Source organism: Vibrio gigantis, from assembly GCF_024347515.1.
In the GTDB taxonomy this organism is placed as follows: Bacteria; Pseudomonadota; Gammaproteobacteria; order Enterobacterales; family Vibrionaceae; genus Vibrio; species Vibrio gigantis.
The window spans coordinates 1,487,445-1,506,144 of sequence record NZ_AP025492.1; the positions used below are offsets into that span (position 1 = coordinate 1,487,445).

The window sequence follows — 18,700 nt, forward strand, 5'->3', positions numbered from 1 at the left end:
TTATAGACACCTTGTTTTAATTAGATAATACAAGGCGCGATAATATTTCATTTTTATTACAATTTAAAAATGATACTGGTTTGTTTCACTTTTGAGACTATATTGCAATACGATGATCTATATAACAATTAACCTTAATTAAATGAGTGTTTATTGTCCTTCTTTATTTTTGGTTATTTTAATTGAGTTATTTTTCATGGAAATCAATGACGCACAAAAATAAAGGAATTAAATGTAAAACCAGTTTTATATATATTTGTTTGAATTGTTAAAATACCACGGTTTTTGCTAGTGTTATTTATGTCAATTTTCGTGATCTTATTCTCACTGCGCCTCATTTTTTTTATAAATTAGTGTCAATGTATATATTTTATAAATAGGATTAGGGTTACTTAATTGTTAACTCTGATTAACTATTAGGTAACCCTAATAATAAAGCCGATTTTATATAAAGGATAAAAGAAATGAACAAAGTTTTTAAGGTTGTTGCTGTCTCTGCACTTTCTATCTCTTCAGCGAACGCTTTCGCTGTGAGTGACACTTTTGATGCAACACTAGAAGTAAAACAAGCAATTACAATGACAAAAACGAGCGATTTGGACTTCGGTATCATCACTTCAGATAACACAACAGATGTTGTTATCGCTCAGGGTGATGCAGGAGCTGCGGCATTTACGCTTTCTGGAGAGTCTGGTGATGCGGTAACAGTAAGTATTTCTGATACTGACTTACTTAACGGCGCAAATACAATTGGGGCTGAATTTGACTTTAATAGTGCTATCACTCTGACGGGTGGTAGTGCGGATCTTAAAATTGGTGGTACAGCAAAAACGTCAACAGCAACTTTAGTTGCTGGTACTTATACTGCAAACGTTGCAGTCGATGTTACTTACCAGTAATTGATAGATATAAAACAAGTCTAATAATAGCGACTGCTATTTATCAGTCGCTTTTACTATGAAACTATTTTTAAAACATTCCCTTTGTACTGCCATCATGGTTTTTTCTTTTTCATTATATGCATTAGAAATTATTCCAGAAAATATGGAAGTAAAGTTTCCAGGTATATATATATCTGGATCGGGTCAAAACGCCGATGCTAATCCGACTAATAGTCAGATCCATGTGGTGCGTTTTTATGTTGAAGGCGAACCAGGTAAAAAGATCGTGGTTTCTCTGCCTTCTAAGCAGTACCTCAACCATTCTCGTAAATCTAAACGTCTTCGTATTAAAAAATTCTATTTTGGCTGCGGCTTATCAAAGCGAGGCCGAGCCAAAATAAAAGGCAATGGAAGAAGCAAATTACTGTGCATTGGTGCGAGAGTAAAAATCGGCGCTAATCATCCTGCTGGCGTTTATACCGGCACTATCCCTTTTGAGGTTAATTATAAATGAAGTTGTTTATCTCATGCGTTCTCGGCTTACTTTTCACGGCACAAGCCTATGCTCAACTCCTAATCGCTCCCACTCGTTTTGTTTTAGACGCAGATACCTCCGTTACGGAGAAAATCGTCGTGGAGAATAATTCAGATCAACCGATTCGATTGGAGATCAAACCTATCTATCGACCAGTCAAAGCTAATGGGCTGGTTCGTACCGACACCAATATTGCAGAGTCTGAAAACATTGCTAATTGGATTAAAGTCTCACCACCGATTATTCGTGAACTGAAACCCAATCAAAGACGCACAGTCCGCTTACGTATGAACGCCTTGCCAGCCGACATGCCTGATGGCGAATACAGAGCTTACTTATGGTTTTCACCGATAGCAAAAGCCGCAGAGTTATCAGACATTGCGTTGTCTTCGAGTAAAACCAACAGCGACGGTTCAGCTTTTCAACTCAACTTTCATATCAACAGCTATATACCGGTTTACGTTCAGAAAGGCGAGCAGGTACAAGATGTGAAGTTTCAATGCGATAGCCAAAACCTCAAGATCACTAACGATGGTAACTTTCAATTTACTGCGAAATTGAATGTCGACGAACATAGCGAAAAAGTGGTGTTACTTCGTAATGCGGAATTAACCAAGCCTTTCCCAAAAGGGTCAAAGATCTCACTGGTTCAGAACGAACAGCCTTTATACGAATGTGTTCTGTAGCGCTCGTTTCATTGTCGAAAATCGTTTAAAAGCCAGTGTTCAACGGTATGGTTTGGCGATTTTTTTTGCTTGTCTCACTGCTTCCTTTTAGTGCGTATTCACAATCAAAAACTGAAAGTGAGGTGAGTGAACTTTATCCAGCCCATGTTGAAGTTCGAGTCGGGAAAGTGGGGGATAGTTTTTATCGTGTCATGATGGATGACTACGAAGAGCCTTTTATTTCAATATCCAATGCCGCTTTTTATCTACTCGAAATGAATGGTCAGTGTGACAAAAGCGGATATTGTGAGCTGTACTTGCCCCAAGATGTGGGAAGAGAATCCCCTCCGTATATTGTTGATACCGAACAAGCCATCTGCTATCGCGATGACGACAATATCCAATCGATCAAATATCAAGTTATTGATTCAGAAACTTTCATTCACTGGTACAGTTTACAAGCTTGTATCCCAGCTAAAGTGCGTTGGGATATTGATGATTATCGGCTCACCGTTTCTCCAGAATTCAGCTCATTGACTGAACTGGAGGCGGCCATTACTAAGATGAAAAATGAATCACGCAAGAAAGCCGAGGCTCTCAAGCGAGCTGAAAATACACCAGCTTTCGAACCTGTTGCCGCTGTAGGTTTGGCGACTCGGCTAGCGACTTCGGTTTATCAAGACAGTGAAACAGGCGGTGATGTTTACGCCATCTCCGACACTATATTAAGCACTGAAAACTCTTTGTCTCGCTTGTCGATTGATTCACGAGAAGATAACCCCATCGTTTATTACAACATTGCGGTAGAAGCACATGACGGTGAAGGCTCTCTAGAAGTAGGCCATGTGTTACTGGATGGTAGCGTTTTTACCGTGAATCAAACCCTCGAAGACGGGCTCTATTACACCAATCGAAAGCGACAGACAGAGTTTGGCAACCTTCAACTCGAACGAACTACTCAACCAAATATCAGCATCGATGTCTTGGTCAATGGTATTTATCAAACCACTTATCGCTCAGATGAGTTTGGACGCTTCGTAGTCGAAGAAGACAACATATCCCCTGGTGACACCATCAAGTTTCGCTACTACTTATCAAAAGGTGTCTGGCAGGAAGAAGAGATCACCGTCGCCGGTTTAGAAGATGCATTTCTGCCGAGCAACGAGTGGGGCGTGCAAGTGGTGGGCAATGAAGGTGCAGACCGAGCTGGCGCAGTGTCTCTTGAATATGGGATCGCAGATTACTTCACCGTGGGAAGTGCCTTTATGAGGCAACATGGAAAAGACCTGATGGGCTTTCAAGGGCGATACTTACCCGCGCACTGGTTTGCTGGTCATATTGGTTGGTTGCCGGAGTTCAATCGCTTTCCTATGGAGTTTGATATCTTGATCAACGGCGATCAGTCGGCATCGATTGAGCTTAATAAAACCGATGAATTGGATCTAGAGTCAATGGAGTACGATGTTTTCAAATACAACTTATCGCTAGCAAACCTAACAGCCTTTTTGACCGTGAGAGATGACGACGACGAGTTAAGCGTTGAACCTAAACTGAATTCTAAAGTGGCTCGTAATTTGTTTGTCTCATATGCCGGTGATTATCGATACACTAAAGCTTCTCATCAAGATGATTACCTTCACACAATTGGTTTGGCCAAAAGTGGATTTTCGGATACATCGTGGAATATTTCTGGAACCGTTGATGGCGCTGGTCACCATGAACGAACAGAGTTATCACTAAGGAATGCTTGTAAAGAGTGCCTGCTAGATCCTCTGGATGTTTTTCAAGAACTCACGACTAACGTATCCGCCCGTTATCAGAAACAAGAGGTTTCGTTTTCCGCCTCTTTGGAAGCTCGTGTGAACCCTTACTTACTCTTTAAGTTGGAAGGAACTGAAGATCGATATGGTGTCGAGATGACGACTGAATTCGGTGCTAAAACATACTTTGATGAAAGCATTGGCGAGTTTGTTGAGTGGAATCGATACAACCATTCTAAGCTGACGGGCATTGTTTACGACCACCACAAACAACCCATACCTGGCGTAAGCGTACAAATATTGGATCAACGTGCGGTCAGTGATGAAAAAGGCCGATTTGAATTCTCAAGTGTTCCAGCGCGAGATAATTTGCCTATCTATATTGATGAGGGAGCACTTGACCTTAACCTTACACCGATTCAAAACCCTGTGTTTGTAAATACCAAACAGGTAGGACTGACCCACGCGCATATCGAAATGGTAGTGTCGTTTGGCGTTGATGGCACGGTAGAAGGTGATCTAGAAAATAACGCTTACCTGCATTTTAAACATATACAGAAAGGCACTGAGTATTCGAGTGAGGTTGAGAGCGATGGCTTTTACATGGTAGAGGGGCTCATCGCGGGCAAATACATTGTGACTTTAGAAATGGGAGATAAGCGATATGTGCAAGGTGCCGATTTGGACGGAGATTTCTGGGTAAGTGACCTCACATTCAATCTCATCGATTTCCATAAGGTGTATTAGCCCAGATTACTTTGATTAGTCTGACGGAGGCGAGAGTATCAACTGGACTTTCTGTTTCATGGTTAACTCTCGGTTCTTCAGATCTTTGAATATGGCCTTCCATTCTTGAAAGGTGACCACTATCGGATTAAAACTGTTTACCGGTTTAGTGACGCCGTAACGTACTGGTTCAACTTCTGGCTCGAACGTACCGAATAACTTATCCCAAATAATCAGAACGCCAGCGTAGTTTTTATCGATGTATTGCGGGTTTTTACCGTGATGTACACGATGGTGCGACGGGGTGTTAAAGATGTATTCAAGCGGCCCCAAGCTTCGTATCCATTGTGTATGAACAAAGAACTGCAAACCTAGATTAAGAAGTACGACAAAGATGACCCATTTAGGGTCGAAACCTATGATAACTAACGGTAACCAGAACAGCCACATTCCCGCAATGGGGTACATTAAACTCTGACGAAACGCCGTGCTAAAGTTCATGCGTTCTGAGCTGTGGTGCGCGACATGTGCTGCCCACATCCAGCGAACGCGGTGGCTTGCTCTATGGAACCAGTAATAGAAAAAGTCTTGTAGAACCATCAATACAACAAAACTCAGTACACCCATGTTGATGTCCATTAACCGCCAACCGAACAGCCAAAGATACAGCTGCACGACCAATAACCCGGTGAGTAAATCGGAGAGTTGATGCATTCCAGCGAGCGTGAAGTTACACATCACTTCTGAAAGTTTATAGCTGGAGTTATCAGGCAGTCGACCTTGTCTCTGACCAATAAAATACTCTGCTAACATGCACACCACGAACAAGGGCGCTAATACCAGCAGTAGCCATTCTGGGTGATTGATTAATGCGTCGATATTCATGTGTTGGTCCTTGTTGATCCATAGTTTTCTATGGAATGTGAATTCGTTATTAACTTTGTATCTGCTATGAATTACTGCTTGGCTTATGGCTTATGGCTTATGGCTTATGGCTTATGGCTTATGGTTCGTACCTTACCAACGAGCAAAGTGATCTTCTGTTAGGCCAAGAACACCATCAAGTTGGTGTATTACGTTTTCGTTGTCTTCAATCGAGCCCGAAAAGTGACCAATAAACTGGCGAAAGTTACTTTTTAGTAGCCATAAATTCAGCTTTTCACTGCGGTGATTAAGGGGCGTAAAGGTCAGGTTAATACGTCCATCTTGTGATGTTATCTGCCAAGGTAAATTCGTACTTTGGCGACTGAACGTAAACTGCACTGGGTTTAGCAAGTGTCTGGTTCCATTCACCCACAATACGTTTTCGCAGCCTCCAGTTTCGTTAACGCCCGCAGCGAGGTTCAGTCCGATATCAGTTCCGTTGGATTGAGTGTTGATGCTTGCCCAGCGCCAACTGGTTTCGCGCCTCATGTAACCCGCTGAAAAGTCATATCCGGCACGAGCTTGTGTGAGGTTTAACGATGTTCCTTTGATTTGGACTTCGCCGCTGATGTGTAAAGCATTGTGCTTTTGGGTGTAAGTCCAACCTGAATAACCCGTTGGGCTGCACATCGCTATGGGTAAGCTATTGGTCTCAGGCACTAAAGTGAAATTTGCCTTGATGAGTTTGGTATTTAAACAAACCCGCCATTGTCCGCCTTCAATATCAAAGTTAATGCTTTGGCCTGCAATGTTTGTTGTGCCTTCAAATGGCGAAGCGGTAACTTTCTTGTCAAATCCCAGTGGCCTCAACCATGATGATTCTTCTAGGTGGTTATGTTTGATGTCGTACACATAACAAAACGCCGAACTTAAATAGCGAATATCCGCGATGGCTACGCCAATAATGTGCGTATCGGTGGTAATGCTGACAAATTGGAATTGTTTGTAATGAAAGTGCTTCTGCCAAGGGTTTGCTTTTGCATCCATCGAGTTCAGGTAGTTAAAGCTCTCAATGTTCAGATGCTTTGGGATGCCATCGAAATGCCCAATGGTTGGCTGACCATTAGAATCAATCAAATTGTGTGGGGCAGGGTTGGTTTTTATCATGGCGGTGATTCACATAAATTTAACAACTGAAGCCATTGTGCGATGAGTTAAGCTAGATTGGGAGGTCATATCCGGACAATAGTTAGGCTCTAATCACGATTTTGCCACTATGGATGGTTTATGCTACTTGGCGAATGTTGAGCACTGAGCAACGATTCTTGAGTCGATAATTGAGTGACAACTACGTTCGGAAAAGGAGAGACGATTGGAGATCATCGCGGAGTACAAGCCGACCGGACATCGGCATCAGTTGGGTACATTAGATATAGCGCTGCTGCTGAATACCTTAGATCAACGAGGTATCGATATTGAAAGGCTGCTCAATGATGTAGGTTTAGCCAATATGGACTGGCGAGATCCGAATGGAAAACTGACATACGCAGATAAGCTTGCGTTGTTTAGCGCGGCTAATCAGAGCTTTCCCCACGATGGCTTAGGGCTTTGGTTGGGAGAACATGCAAGTCTGAGCCACTTTGGTGTGTTGGGTTATGCGCTGTCGACCAGCCAGAATGTGGGAGAGGCCATCAAGTCGGGCTTTAAATATCTGCAACTGAACGGACCTATCTTTTCGGTTAAATTGTTTCTAGATTCCGATCAAGCGGTGATTCAGATTGAGAATGCCTTGGAAGTGGGCGATCTGCTTCCTTTCTGTAGTGAGTACTTCTTGAGTTCAATTGTCTCTCTGTTCAAAGAACTGACTGGCCATGATCTAGCTATTCACATATTGACTTTGCCTTATGTTCGTCCCAATTACGCCAAGCTTTATGATAACCGTTTCCGGTGCCCGGTAATTTTTGAACAAAACTATTGTGAACTGCGTATTGATGCATCGGTTTTGTCACAAACCTTATTTACTCATGATGCCGCGACACTGAAACGCTATCTTGCGTCTTGCCAGTCGATAGTGGAGACGTTGGACTCTGAACATCTGCTAACTAACCAGATTAAAACGATCTTTTATCAAACAGCAGGCAGTTTTCCGAATATTGAACAACTCGCGGATGAGTTTGGTTGCAGTTCTCGTACGCTCAGACGAGAACTGGTCACTCATGATTCCAGTTACCAAGTATTGCTTACCGAAGTTAGAGTGGAATTAGCCAAAGAATTGTTGCTCGGCACAACCATGAGCATTGACGATATCGGTGAAAGGCTCGGTTATAGCGACCCTGCAAACTTCAGAAGGGCGTTTAAAGGTTGGCTCAATAAAACGCCCGCGCAGTTTCGTGATGGTTTAAGTTAAAGCGTCACTTACTAAAAAACTGTTCCCTGAAATCGGTTACTTGCTGTAGGTAGTAACTGTCCCAATCTTGTTGAGTCCAAGTGGCATTACTTGAGGATCGCTGAGAATCCAAAGTCGCTTTGAGCTGATCCAGTTGCTCATGATAAGTCATCACGGTTTGTTGCTGTTGTGCGACTTGTCGTTCTCTTGCGGCAATGTTGTTGGCTTGCGTTTCGTCTAAGTAGGTCTCTTGAAGGTCGGCTTTGACTGATACAACCTCTGCAGGGCTATAACTGGAGGGTATCAAAGAGACTGCTAATTCGTATTTTTGAAGCTGTGTTTCCGTATTTAATGTCGCTGTATTGTTTTGCCATTCATTGAGTAAACCTTGATAGTTGGCCAAAAACTGGCTCGCTTCGTTCTCTTTAAGAGTGTTTGCGTCGATCGTAAAATCTAGATGCGCAAACTGGTCTGCGAATAGCTGGTGGGCCAATTCCCCCCAGACTTGCTGTGCAGACTGCTTGAATAGAGCAACACGACCTTCAAGAGTCTCTATGGATTCAAGAGGGATAGTGCTTTGGGCTAATTGCCAGTCGACTGAAAGCTGCGGATAGTCGCTCAGTAACTCAAACCATATGCTCGGCAATTCTGATTTCAATCGTGCGAGTTGCTCAGTGCAGTCATCGCGTTGTTGGCAAAGCGCCCAGAATCCATCGAGTTCATTGAATAGAGATTTTCCTGCAAGTTCGCTTAAGTTTTCAGCATACGTTTTCCCGCCCCGCGATTCAGCTTGGGATTGATTGCTCTGCGATGCTGAGTTTTCCGACCTGCCGGTTTTAGTTAGTGGGGAATTGTCGTCATCAGTCGTTTTAGAAACGTGCTGTTTTTCTTCTGTATGCTGAACCGAAGATTGCAGTGTTTCAATGGGTTTTGATGACCATGAATAGCTGACAATGCTCGTCACAGCGACGAGCATTAGGATTAATATAACTCGATGCATTATCTGTTCACCGCGTTACTTGATCACAGCACTAACAGGGAAGTGATCTGAAAGGTTGTAGTGCTTCCATAATTCACTGCTGGTCGAGCGAGGCACATCAACGCGGTTATTGTTGTAAGCTCTCTGTGCGTACTCCGAACTCACCACCACGTAATCGAGATATTCAACGTTTTCCCCGCCAGACATTGGTTCTCCAGCAAAGTTATTGATGCGAGGATCAAAAGTTGAAGCGGTATAACCTGAATACTCGGGCTCAGTGGCCTGTAGGTTAGCGAACATCTGTTGGTAGTCGCCAGGGAACTTAAGCTTGTTCACGTTGAAATCACCGCTGTAAATCACCGTTTCTGAGGTTGGTATTTCCAGTGATTGAGCGAGTTCACGCATCTGTCTAAATTGACGCTGACGATAATCACGCGCCGTGTCCGTGTCGAACGAGGCGGTGTGCGTACCAAACACATGGTAAGCCTGACCATTTTTGATGACCTCAGCGTAATTCACGCCTTTATCAGCAAAACAATCTGTGCCCGTACAATCAGGGAACACGTATTGCGCTTCGTTGACGATAGGGTAGCGGCTCACAATGATCACGCCGCCGTCATAGATGTTGATACCATCCTTATCGAGCATTTTAGTTTGGTATGGGTACTCTTTTGCCAGTTCACGCAGGAACTCATCTCGTCCGTTGGCAAACACTTCTTGAAGCGCTAACACGTCGTAGCCCTTAACGTATTGAGGGATGAGATCATAACGATCACCGATATGCGAAGCGATAGCCGGTAGAGCCCAAATATTGTAGGTCATCACTTTCAGTATATTGGCGTCTGGTTCGGGTTGCTCATCTACTTTTTGTGGGGTGATGGTGTAGTAAATATCATCGTAGCGCGCCGTAGGATCGGCTTTAAGTGCTAGCTCTGCATTGATCCCGAACGCGTCGGTTGTGCTGCGATGAATATTACGATCATCATGCAGTGTTAGGTTGACGTCTGCAGCACTCAGACCATGTTGCAGTGTCGAGTTATACCAATGCCCTTTCATGGTTTGGTTGAGCGTGACGCTTTCTCCAATGGAGTTCGATACCACAGTGTCAAACTCATAGGTCTTCCCAGATTTCACACCAGTCCAGCGATTGAAACTGATCAACTTCTTCGTTTCCCACGGGCCAATTTTCTCAACATGTTGTTGCCACTCATCGCCAAGTTGAAGTAGATCGGTGCCGGTATGGTTGGCTTGAATCGTCATCACTTGGTTAGTGTTGTTGGTCAGATACACATCGGTATCTGCAATAGCAGTGGTTGAAATGAATGAAGCTGATGCAAGTAATGCACTCAGGCAAGTCCATTGAGTTTTCATTTTCACGTTATCCTTACTGATTGGTTTAAAGAATAACGTAGTAAAGAGTTATGACATTGGAGTTATAACTCTATCAGAATTATCCAAATATTAGATATATGCCATGGTTTTATAAATTTGATTACTCATTGAAAATTAACATATTGCTTTGTCGGAATGATAAGTGATACGCGCGCACGTTAACAAACAGAGGAACGATTTGGATTTGAGGGTAAGTCACCAGTGGTGTGTTTTCGTGGAAATCAGAGGTCGGGAAACAACCAGATGTGGATACTGTGAATCACGATAAGGGATAACGCTAACAGCCTTGCTCTATCAGTATAAATTTTGCCATTGTTCAGTAAACAGATTCCTCAAAAACAGGTATGATAGTGTCGTTTTTAATCCTGAACTGGGAAAGTCATGGCAAAGTTAACACTCCAAGAGCAGATGCTTAAAGCTGGCTTGGTAAATGAGAAAAAATTAAAGAAGGCGAAGAAAGGCTCTAAAAAGTCTCGCGTTCAGTCTCGTGAAGCAAAAGCGGCAGCTGAAGAAACTAAACTGGCGCAGCAAGCGAAAGACAAAGAACTAAACCAACAGTTGAAAGAACAGCAGTTGAGCAAAGAAATTAAAGCTCAAGTGAAGCAACTGATTGAGATGAACAAGCTTGAACAGAAGAACGGTGAGATCAAATACAACTTCACCGACGGTACGCTAGTTAAATACCTTTACGTAGAAGAGCTGACTCAAAAGCAACTAAGTAAAGGCATTCTAAGTATTGCTCGTCAAGGCGAGAGCTATGTTGTTATCCCAACATCAGTAGCAAACAAGATTGCAATGCGTGATGAAGAATCTATTGTTGATACGCAAGCGGGTAGCACAGACGAAGTAGACGAAGATGATCCGTACAAAGACTTTGTGATCCCAGATGATCTAATGTGGTAATCCTCGACTAAACCACTATTTAATTCGTCAATTACTTGTTGCGTTGAAGAAGTATTAAAAAGCCCCGATGTGTCTTACATCGGGGCTTTTTCAATGTTGGCAACTGCATAGAATTATTTACGGGTTCATCTGAACCAGTCATGTCTCTATGTTCGAGAAATAATTGATTGCGAGTGTCTCAATTACGACCGCTTTACTGGTAGGTTACCGACTAAGGCTTTGGCCTGCTAATCGGCAACAATGTCTGCGATGTCGAAAGTTGAGTCTTGTTGGCTATGTTTAAGTTGATGATATTCTAGCTGATATTGCTCATAGCCATCAAAATAGCAGTCGCCGATTTCATTGCGTGGGCAAATTTGTACATCGTCTCTTGCGACCAGTTCAGTTGAACAAGATGGGCAGTGTTTCATAGATCCTCCTGATGGATTCCCAGTGTATAACCGGCCCCATTAACTCAAACTTTTGTTTCGTTGTGATGTCATTTTTAAGTCAGTGTGGAATGATTCAAGAGCCTGATGTTTTAGGCGTAATTGAGTGAGTCTGGTGAACCGAAGATAAAGAAATTAAGAACAATTCAGTTAAGAAAAATCAAGCCCAAAGCGAGTGCGGTGGGCTTGGAAGAATCACGGTTGTTACAGCTATCGTTTGCTAGCTTAGTGGCTTATCGTTGTGCTGGGTTTATCGTTAGTTCAGCATCTTCAAACCCCAGTTGCGAAAGGGTTTCAGAATCAAAGTCAGTAACTACCTGAATATCGCCTGCATAATAAATTTTATGATTGTTCAGTGCGGTCATCACATCGAATGAGCCTACAGAGTGCTGTTCACCGATATCGATCAGGCCTGAATATTGAGACTCAGCACTGAATTGGCCAGTTACGTGTGTGTAGAAGGGACGTACACTTGCTCCCGCGGCATATTGCATGCTGCTTAAGCCATTCGCGTTAATCGCCCAGCTCCAATCCCACCATTTCATCTCACCTGGAATATAACGGTGATCCCATTGATAGCGTATGTTCGCTTGTTCTTCGCTATTAGTCCCCATGGTGAAGGTGTGTGAGATTGTTGGTCGGTTTGTTGGGTGTGAACTTAGTGCATTACCGCTATAGCGTAAGAAGCCGGTGAAACTGACGTCGTAACTCATGTTTGCTTTGATGCGGTACGGGTAAGAGATACTTGAGCGATAAAACTCGACTCTAAAGGGCAAAACAGAATTAGCCGGTACGGTGATGATCGCTTGTAGCTCTGTAGGTTCTGAGCGAGAACCATTGTTGGTATCAGAGAAACGTTGGTCTTGCTCAAGCACCACTGTTACATCTGTTTTCCCAACCTGAGGCCAAGTAAAGTTCTCTTTGAGCATTACTGAGTCTGAGAGGTCAAAGCGGTTGGTTTTGCGCCACTGGGTGGATTGCTCAAAATGAAGGTCAACGATGATCTGCTTCGGTTCGTCGCTGTCATTAATAGCGTAAGCCGACACTGTATTAATCAGAGCTTGTTCTGGTTCGCTAACCTCGCCATGCGAGAATGCCATGCTATCAAGCGAGTAAGAGAAGTTATCGACTGTGATTGTTGTCTTTTCGTTACAGCGTTCGCCAGAACATGCTCCGTCGCTGTTGCCCTTTATCTCCCAACCATCGTTAAGCTGTTTAATTCCCATGTCTTGGCCTACGTAGCGTCCGTTGTCACCGCCAACCCAAGCGTAACCCAGGTTGTGTGCTAAGTAACTCAATGGGCGAATAAAGCTAGCATTGTCGCTGACTAACGCTCGTTGAACCTTAACGTTGCCGTGCTCTTCAATGGCTTGCGCTTGATAGTAAGGCAAACCTGCGTCTGGGTGGTTGGGATAGCACCATGTGTCGTCGCTGTCTTGGCCTTGTTTAATGAGGCCGTGATAGCCTGAGCCCATGATTACCCAGTCGTCTTGAAGGCCTGCTATATCCCAAACGTTCATGCGAGAGATAAGCGCTGTTTTGTGTTCTTGTGCTTCGGTATGAGTAAGTGGGCGATAGTCCGAGCGACAAACATCTTCCCCAAGCTTGTCTAAGACAATTTGGTCTGAGTATATTTTTGAATGAGCCGTCAAAGGTAGTACCGATAGGGCGGTGCTAAATAGAATGGTTTTACTGACGTTAAGCATGAATAAATTCCTAGGTGCCAATATTTGGCTATTGTTTTTGGATTCGATTTATATGTGTTGTTATGAGTATTGTTTAAAGCCGAGGGTCTCTAGCGGGGTGTACTCTGTCATATAAAACAAAGCCAAAAGAACTGAAATGAATTGAAAATAAATACTTATAAATATCAGAGGGTTGTGCTGATCATCTTGTTGTTTGATAAAGACTTATCTTGATTGATTTTAATTAGTATCAACCATCCAAATAATGGGTGGTTAATTGTTGAACGTTTGTATTACTGTAACTTCGTTTTCTAGGATATGGGCTTGGAAAATTAGGCCTGCGAGATTGAATAGAAATATATATTGCTGATTGGATGGTAAGTAAGAACGTGAGCCAGAATAAGAAATGATGCTGTGATAGGGAGGATCAAAAAATGCAGCAAACAACCTTTCGATTATTGCTGCATTTTTTTGTTTGTATCGATTGAGTTAACTTAATTGAACGTGATTAAGCATCCCCAGGCTTTTCCCGTTTGCTGTTCCAACCCATAAAGTTGTAGATGTTGTAACGAGCAAACCCGATTTGTTCGTGCAAAGCAAAGTTTGTTACCGCAAAGTTGTACCACAGAGGTAGCCATGAGATTTGAGCCGCCATGTAATCAGCTCTAACCGGAATCACGTCCAACCCGAAGTGGTTGAAATAGAGTTCACTACGGCGAATGTGCAGGCCAGATGAAACCAGCACAATGTTGTCGAATTTATGATGCTTCATCAGGTCGCTGGTCAGTTGTGCATTTTTCCACGTATTCACGCTGTTCGGTTCTTGAATGATGTCGGCCATTGGAACACCAAGCCTAAGCAGTTGATGTTCATAAACTTCAGCCTCTGTAACGCCGTTATTCTGAGCGTCACCACCACTGATGATCACTTTGCATGTGGTTTGCGCTTTTGCGCAATCTTTATATTGGCTTGCGGTTTCACTGATTCGGCCATAAGAGAAAAAAGCGGGTTCGAATTCTTGCGTACTTTTAATTAGCTGCGTTCCTGCACCCAGAAGAACAATGGCGTTATTGTCAGACCATTGGATATCAGGCTTATTTTCATAATGCGCTTGTAGGTCGTCTAATAAATAACGAGGGATCAAACCTGAACCAATCAACACAAACGACGATATAAGAACAAGAGATATAAAATTAGAAGTTGTTCGCCATTGAAGTAAACGTGTAATGCCAACGAATAGCAGAAGAAGTAAAAGTATAATAAAGCTCATGAGGATCCCGTTATCGAACTGGTGCCAAGGTGGTGTAGCATGTTGAAGCGTTGCATCATATATCAATCATGATGATTCTTCATAGCTAACTCATTGTATTATTGAACAAATTCACGATTTCTTGCGATTAAATACGATAACTAATAAGAGCATGAGTAAAAGCGCTTTATTATTGTTCAATAACCCCTAATAAAATACAGGTATATAAACGAGGGAATTATTTAAACCCTATTTCGTGTTATTTAAATCACTTACTTTTTCTTGCCATAAATCGCTACCCCATCATTTTATCGACTTAAACTTTCAAAGTAATTCTGAACAAACTTAATAAACATTTGATGCTTTTTAGCTGGGTAAATGACTTGCGGATAGAACAGATAAATACTGTTGCCTTGTTGTAGGCACTCGTCAGATAATACTCGCTCTAATTCTCCACGTTCAACTTCTTTATCAACGTAATAACTCGCGATTCGAATGATGCCACTACCGGTCATAGCCTGCTGTTTAAGCAAGTGGTTGTCATTGCTTGAGAGCCAGCCTGACACATCGATATTCGCAGATTTTAAAGGTCACTCTGTTTGATGCAGTGTGGCTAAACATTGGTGGCTATTTAACTCATGTGCGCTGGTGGGGCGTCCAAACTGATCTAGGTAACCGGGCGTCGCGACTAAATCATGTTGATAGGTAATCAATCGTTTCGCGATCATGTTGTCTGGTGGGGTGTTAGTGGCGCGAAAGGCGATATCGATATCATCTTGGTTAAGATTGAAGTTGGTGTAGCTGCTGTTTATCTCGAAGCGAACTTCTGGGTATTGCTCTCTAAATTGTTGGCAGATATCAAATAGAAAGACCTCGGTAAACATCTTTGGTGCTGTCAGCCGTAATGTACCTTTAACGATGTCGTGTTGCTCTGAAACACTGCGTTCAAGCTGCAATACTTGAGAGCGAATGGTTAAGCCTTGTTGTAAGGCACGTTCGCCTTCTTGGGTTAATCGAACGCTGCGCGTAGTTCTTACAAGAAGAGGGCACTGTAAGTCGCTCTCTAGTCGTTTAATTTGCTCTGATAGATAGCTCTTAGATATGCCGAGTTTCTCTGCTGCCTTGGTAAAGTTAAGTTGCTGAGCAAGTTCTACAAATAGGATCAGTCGTTCTATTCTCTTGTGCTCGTTCATGTGCGTTTTCCTTCAAAACTGGCTAACTCTATTGTTCGTCATATCAAACAATTAATTCGCAACTAGCATATTCTGTTTTCTAAAAAGAACAATATGATAGAGGCATATTTATGGACAGAAAATCTTCTAAGTGAGAATCGATATGACGAACAGCGTTGAAGCTACAAACAAAACGAATGATAAAAAGGGTATTCCGCTATCGAGCTATCTACGGAATGTTGGGCAAGTCGCCTACGGATGCATGGGACTTGGTGGTGGCTGGAACGACAATCCAGTAGTGGCAGCGGATATAGCGCAAACGCGTAACGTAATCGACACAGCATTAGAGTCAGGAATCAATTTGTTCGACCATGCTGACATTTATACGTTCAGCAAAGCAGAGCAAGCCTTTGGTCGAGCGTTACAGCAAGCCCCTGAATTGCGTGATCAGATGTTCATTCAATCTAAATGTGGGATTCGTTTTGAAGCTGAGGGCAACGTTGGCCGTTATGATTTCTCAGCAGATTGGGTAGGTCAATCGGTAGAGGGCATCCTGAATCGCTTGAATACTGAAAAGCTCGACGTGTTGCTCTTGCATCGCCCTGATCCGCTGATGGAACTCGATGAGTTGGCAAGAACGCTTGAAAATCTGAAAGCTCAGGGCCAGGTCGATTTCTTCGGTGTGTCTAACATGAACAGTCACCAAATTCAGTACCTACAGTCGGCTCTTGGTCAGCCAATTGTCGCGAATCAAATTGAAATGAGTTTGGCAAAGCTTGATTGGCTTAATGATGGCGTAATGATTAACTCGCAAGACCATCACCAATCTGATTTTGCTTCAGGCACGCTCGAACATTGCCAAATGAATAACATCTAACTGCAAGCTTGGAGTTGTTTGGCACAAGGGCGGTTTGCTGAGCAAGGTTTGTATTCTGAACACGAGAACGTGAGAAAGACGGCACGCTACGTAGCTCAGTTAGCGAATCAATATGGCGTAGAAAGTGAAGCGATTGTGTTGGCGTTTTTACTTCGTCATCCAGCTGGTATTCAGCCTGTCATCGGCACTACGAATCTAGACCGAATCAAGGCATCTGCGGTTGCGACTCAGATTAATCTCACTCGTGAAGAGTGGTACAAGTTATACGTGTACTCACGTGGTCAGGCGTTGCCATAAGGGATGAACATGTTGAATCAAAAAATAGTACAGCAACTTGTGTACAGTGCACTCGACATTGCAGGGCACAACGACCAAGCGATTGCGGTGAGTGTGTGTGATACACATGGCGAACTGCTTGCGTTTTCTCGAATGGACAACGTCAGCGTACAGGCAGGTTTGTTAGCTCAAAACAAAGCCTATACCTCGGCACGAGACAGACAACCGAGTGGCAATTTAGGTGCTTGGGCAAGAGAAACGGGCAAAGACTTGAGTTATTGGACGGACTCGAGAATTACTGGCTTCAAAGGTGGGGTTCCAATTATCCAGAAAGGGCATGTGATAGGTGCACTTGGTATCAGCGGATTAAGCGAAGATGACGATGAAGCATTAGCAGAGAAAGTCATTCAACTTGTGCTCTAAGCGCTGTTGCTTGTGAAGTTACTTAAGATAGAAACAACAGATAATAAAAAACCGATGCATGTGCATCGGTTTTTTGTTTAACGGGAGTCAAGTTATTGAATCAATCGAATCCACTAAGCGTTCGCTTGTTCCAGGTCTTGTTGCTTGTCTTTCTTACCTAATAGGCGGCTTGTGATTGTACCGGCGGTCATTGCACCTGATACGTTAAGCGCGGTACGAGCCATATCGATGAGAGGCTCGATAGAGATAAGCAGTGCTGCAATCGTTACTGGAAGGCCCATCGCTGGCAGTACGATAAGTGCTGCGAATGTTGCACCGCCACCCACACCCGCGATACCGAATGAGCTCACCGTGATAATTGCAATTAGAGACAGAATGAAGTTGATGTCCATTGGGTTGATTCCAACCGTAGGTGCAACCATTACTGCTAGCATTGCAGGGTAGATACCCGCACAACCATTTTGGCCAATTGTTGCACCGAAAGATGCAGATAGGTTAGCGATTGCTGGTGGCACGTTTAGTTTGGTAATTTGCGCTTCAACGTTCAATGGAATTGTCGCTGCAGAACTACGTGAAGTGAAAGCGAACGTTAGAACTGGCCAGATCTTTTGGAAGTATTCTTTAGGGTTTACGCCAACAAAAGAAACCAACACACCGTGAACCACGAACATCAGTAGAATCGCAACGTAAGATGCAACGATGAACCCCAGTAGGCTTAGAATGTCAGAAGCACTTGATGTTGCGACTACTTTCGCCATTAACGCTGCGATGCCGTATGGCGTTAGTGCCATGATCATCTTCACTAAGCGCATTACGATAGATTGAGCCGCTTCAACGAAGGTGCGAATTGGTGATTCTAGTTCCTCTTTCTCAGCCATCACTTTACGAGCAGCAATACCCGTTAGTACACCAAAGATAACCACAGCGATGATAGACGTAGAGCGAGCGCCTGTTAGGTCTGCAAATGGGTTAGTCGGAATGAAGCTAACCAGCATTTGTGGAATCGTTAAGTCTGAAACGCTGCCGATGCGGCTTTCAAGTGTTGCGATACGCGCTGTTTCGCGAGCACCTTCTGTTAAGCCTTCAGCAGATAGACCGAATGCCTGAGTCACTACAATACCAACAATTGCAGAAATCGCTGTGGTTGCTAGCAATACAGAGATTGTGATACCAGAGATTTTGCCTAGTGAACCGCCTTTTTCAAGCTTCACAACGGCTGCAATCATTGAAACCAATACCAATGGCATGATCACCATTTTCAGTAGACCAACGTAACCACGACCGACAATATTTACCCAGTCTAGTGTCTCTTTGATAACAGGATTACCTTCGCCAAATAGCAGCTGAAGACCAAGACCAAAAGCACTACCGAAAACTAAACCCAATAGAACTAAGCGCGACAACGTGTTTTCTTTTTTCTGCTGTCCGTAGAGAAAGAAGAGGATACCAGTGAATACCGCTAAGGCAGCGATAGCTGAAAATGACATTTGTTTTCCTTA

15 protein-coding genes and 2 pseudogenes are annotated in these 18,700 nt (G+C 43.3%); 8 read left to right on the forward strand and 9 right to left on the reverse strand.

What is annotated here, in order from left to right:
* Positions 1 to 464 precede the first annotated feature (464 nt).
* Genes OCV56_RS06745 through OCV56_RS06760 form a run of 4 tightly spaced genes read left to right on the forward strand, consistent with a single transcriptional unit; the run spans position 465 to position 4,588 of the window.
* Positions 465 to 899, forward strand: coding sequence for a DUF4402 domain-containing protein (locus OCV56_RS06745; protein WP_086713215.1), 435 nt, complete (start codon positions 465 to 467; stop codon positions 897 to 899).
* A 58-nt stretch (positions 900 to 957) separates the two neighbouring features.
* Positions 958 to 1,395, forward strand: coding sequence for a DUF4402 domain-containing protein (locus tag OCV56_RS06750; RefSeq protein ID WP_190960456.1), 438 nt, complete (start codon positions 958 to 960; stop codon positions 1,393 to 1,395).
* Complete coding sequence (locus OCV56_RS06755) at positions 1,392 to 2,102, forward strand: fimbrial biogenesis chaperone (protein WP_086713216.1); 711 nt, start codon at positions 1,392 to 1,394, stop codon at positions 2,100 to 2,102. The genes OCV56_RS06750 and OCV56_RS06755 overlap by 4 nt, the downstream gene beginning before the upstream one ends.
* A gap of 47 nt (positions 2,103 to 2,149) precedes the next feature.
* Complete coding sequence (locus tag OCV56_RS06760; RefSeq protein ID WP_086713217.1) at positions 2,150 to 4,588, forward strand: carboxypeptidase-like regulatory domain-containing protein; 2,439 nt, start codon at positions 2,150 to 2,152, stop codon at positions 4,586 to 4,588.
* Between the two features lie 15 nt (positions 4,589 to 4,603).
* Here OCV56_RS06760 and OCV56_RS06765 read toward each other — a convergent pair whose 3' ends face one another.
* Both OCV56_RS06765 and OCV56_RS06770 read right to left on the reverse strand, forming a co-directional pair.
* Complete coding sequence (locus tag OCV56_RS06765) at positions 4,604 to 5,452, reverse strand: sterol desaturase family protein (RefSeq protein WP_086713218.1); 849 nt, start codon at positions 5,450 to 5,452, stop codon at positions 4,604 to 4,606.
* 132 nt (positions 5,453 to 5,584) lie between these two features.
* Positions 5,585 to 6,598 (reverse strand): DUF2804 domain-containing protein, encoded by a 1,014-nt coding sequence (locus OCV56_RS06770; RefSeq protein WP_086713219.1) that lies wholly within the window; start codon positions 6,596 to 6,598, stop codon positions 5,585 to 5,587.
* 205 nt (positions 6,599 to 6,803) lie between these two features.
* On the opposite strand from OCV56_RS06770, the gene OCV56_RS06775 reads away from it, so the two are divergent.
* Positions 6,804 to 7,838, forward strand: a complete 1,035-nt coding sequence (locus OCV56_RS06775; protein ID WP_086713220.1) for an AraC family transcriptional regulator — start codon at positions 6,804 to 6,806, stop codon at positions 7,836 to 7,838.
* 4 nt (positions 7,839 to 7,842) lie between these two features.
* Here the strand turns inward: OCV56_RS06775 and OCV56_RS06780 are convergent, their stop codons facing one another.
* Together OCV56_RS06780 and OCV56_RS06785 are read right to left on the reverse strand one after the other, a co-directional pair.
* Positions 7,843 to 8,793: a chromosome partitioning protein ParA gene (locus tag OCV56_RS06780; protein WP_086713221.1), complete on the reverse strand. Its 951-nt coding sequence runs from the start codon at positions 8,791 to 8,793 to the stop codon at positions 7,843 to 7,845.
* 39 nt (positions 8,794 to 8,832) lie between these two features.
* The gene (locus tag OCV56_RS06785; protein WP_086713222.1) at positions 8,833 to 10,167 is read right to left on the reverse strand and encodes a sphingomyelin phosphodiesterase; all 1,335 of its coding nucleotides are present in this window, start codon (positions 10,165 to 10,167) and stop codon (positions 8,833 to 8,835) included.
* 402 nt (positions 10,168 to 10,569) lie between these two features.
* Between OCV56_RS06785 and OCV56_RS06790 the strand changes: the two genes are divergently transcribed.
* Complete coding sequence (locus OCV56_RS06790) at positions 10,570 to 11,091, forward strand: DUF2058 domain-containing protein (protein ID WP_086713223.1); 522 nt, start codon at positions 10,570 to 10,572, stop codon at positions 11,089 to 11,091.
* A 227-nt stretch (positions 11,092 to 11,318) separates the two neighbouring features.
* On the opposite strand, the gene OCV56_RS06795 is transcribed toward OCV56_RS06790, so the two are convergent.
* The 4 genes and pseudogenes from OCV56_RS06795 to OCV56_RS06810 form a co-directional block, all read right to left on the reverse strand.
* Positions 11,319 to 11,501 carry a hypothetical protein gene (locus OCV56_RS06795; RefSeq protein ID WP_086713224.1) on the reverse strand — a complete coding sequence of 61 codons (183 nt, stop codon included), beginning with the start codon at positions 11,499 to 11,501 and terminating at the stop codon, positions 11,319 to 11,321.
* Between the two features lie 251 nt (positions 11,502 to 11,752).
* Positions 11,753 to 13,225 carry an aerolysin family beta-barrel pore-forming toxin gene (locus tag OCV56_RS06800; protein ID WP_086713225.1) on the reverse strand — a complete coding sequence of 491 codons (1,473 nt, stop codon included), beginning with the start codon at positions 13,223 to 13,225 and terminating at the stop codon, positions 11,753 to 11,755.
* Positions 13,226 to 13,712: 487 nt separating this feature from the next.
* Positions 13,713 to 14,474, reverse strand: a complete 762-nt coding sequence (locus OCV56_RS06805; protein ID WP_086713226.1) for a YdcF family protein — start codon at positions 14,472 to 14,474, stop codon at positions 13,713 to 13,715.
* Between the two features lie 287 nt (positions 14,475 to 14,761).
* Positions 14,762 to 15,646: pseudogene (locus tag OCV56_RS06810) on the reverse strand (LysR family transcriptional regulator).
* Between the two features lie 142 nt (positions 15,647 to 15,788).
* Here OCV56_RS06810 and OCV56_RS06815 point away from each other — a divergent pair.
* Positions 15,789 to 16,799 (forward strand): annotated as a pseudogene (locus OCV56_RS06815) (aldo/keto reductase).
* Between the two features lie 9 nt (positions 16,800 to 16,808).
* Positions 16,809 to 17,201 carry a GlcG/HbpS family heme-binding protein gene (locus OCV56_RS06820; RefSeq protein WP_086713227.1) on the forward strand — a complete coding sequence of 131 codons (393 nt, stop codon included), beginning with the start codon at positions 16,809 to 16,811 and terminating at the stop codon, positions 17,199 to 17,201.
* A 113-nt stretch (positions 17,202 to 17,314) separates the two neighbouring features.
* Here OCV56_RS06820 and OCV56_RS06825 read toward each other — a convergent pair whose 3' ends face one another.
* Entirely contained in the window at positions 17,315 to 18,688 is a 1,374-nt protein-coding gene (locus OCV56_RS06825; protein WP_086713228.1) for an L-cystine transporter, read from the reverse strand.
* Between the last annotated feature and the right edge of the window lie 12 nt (positions 18,689 to 18,700).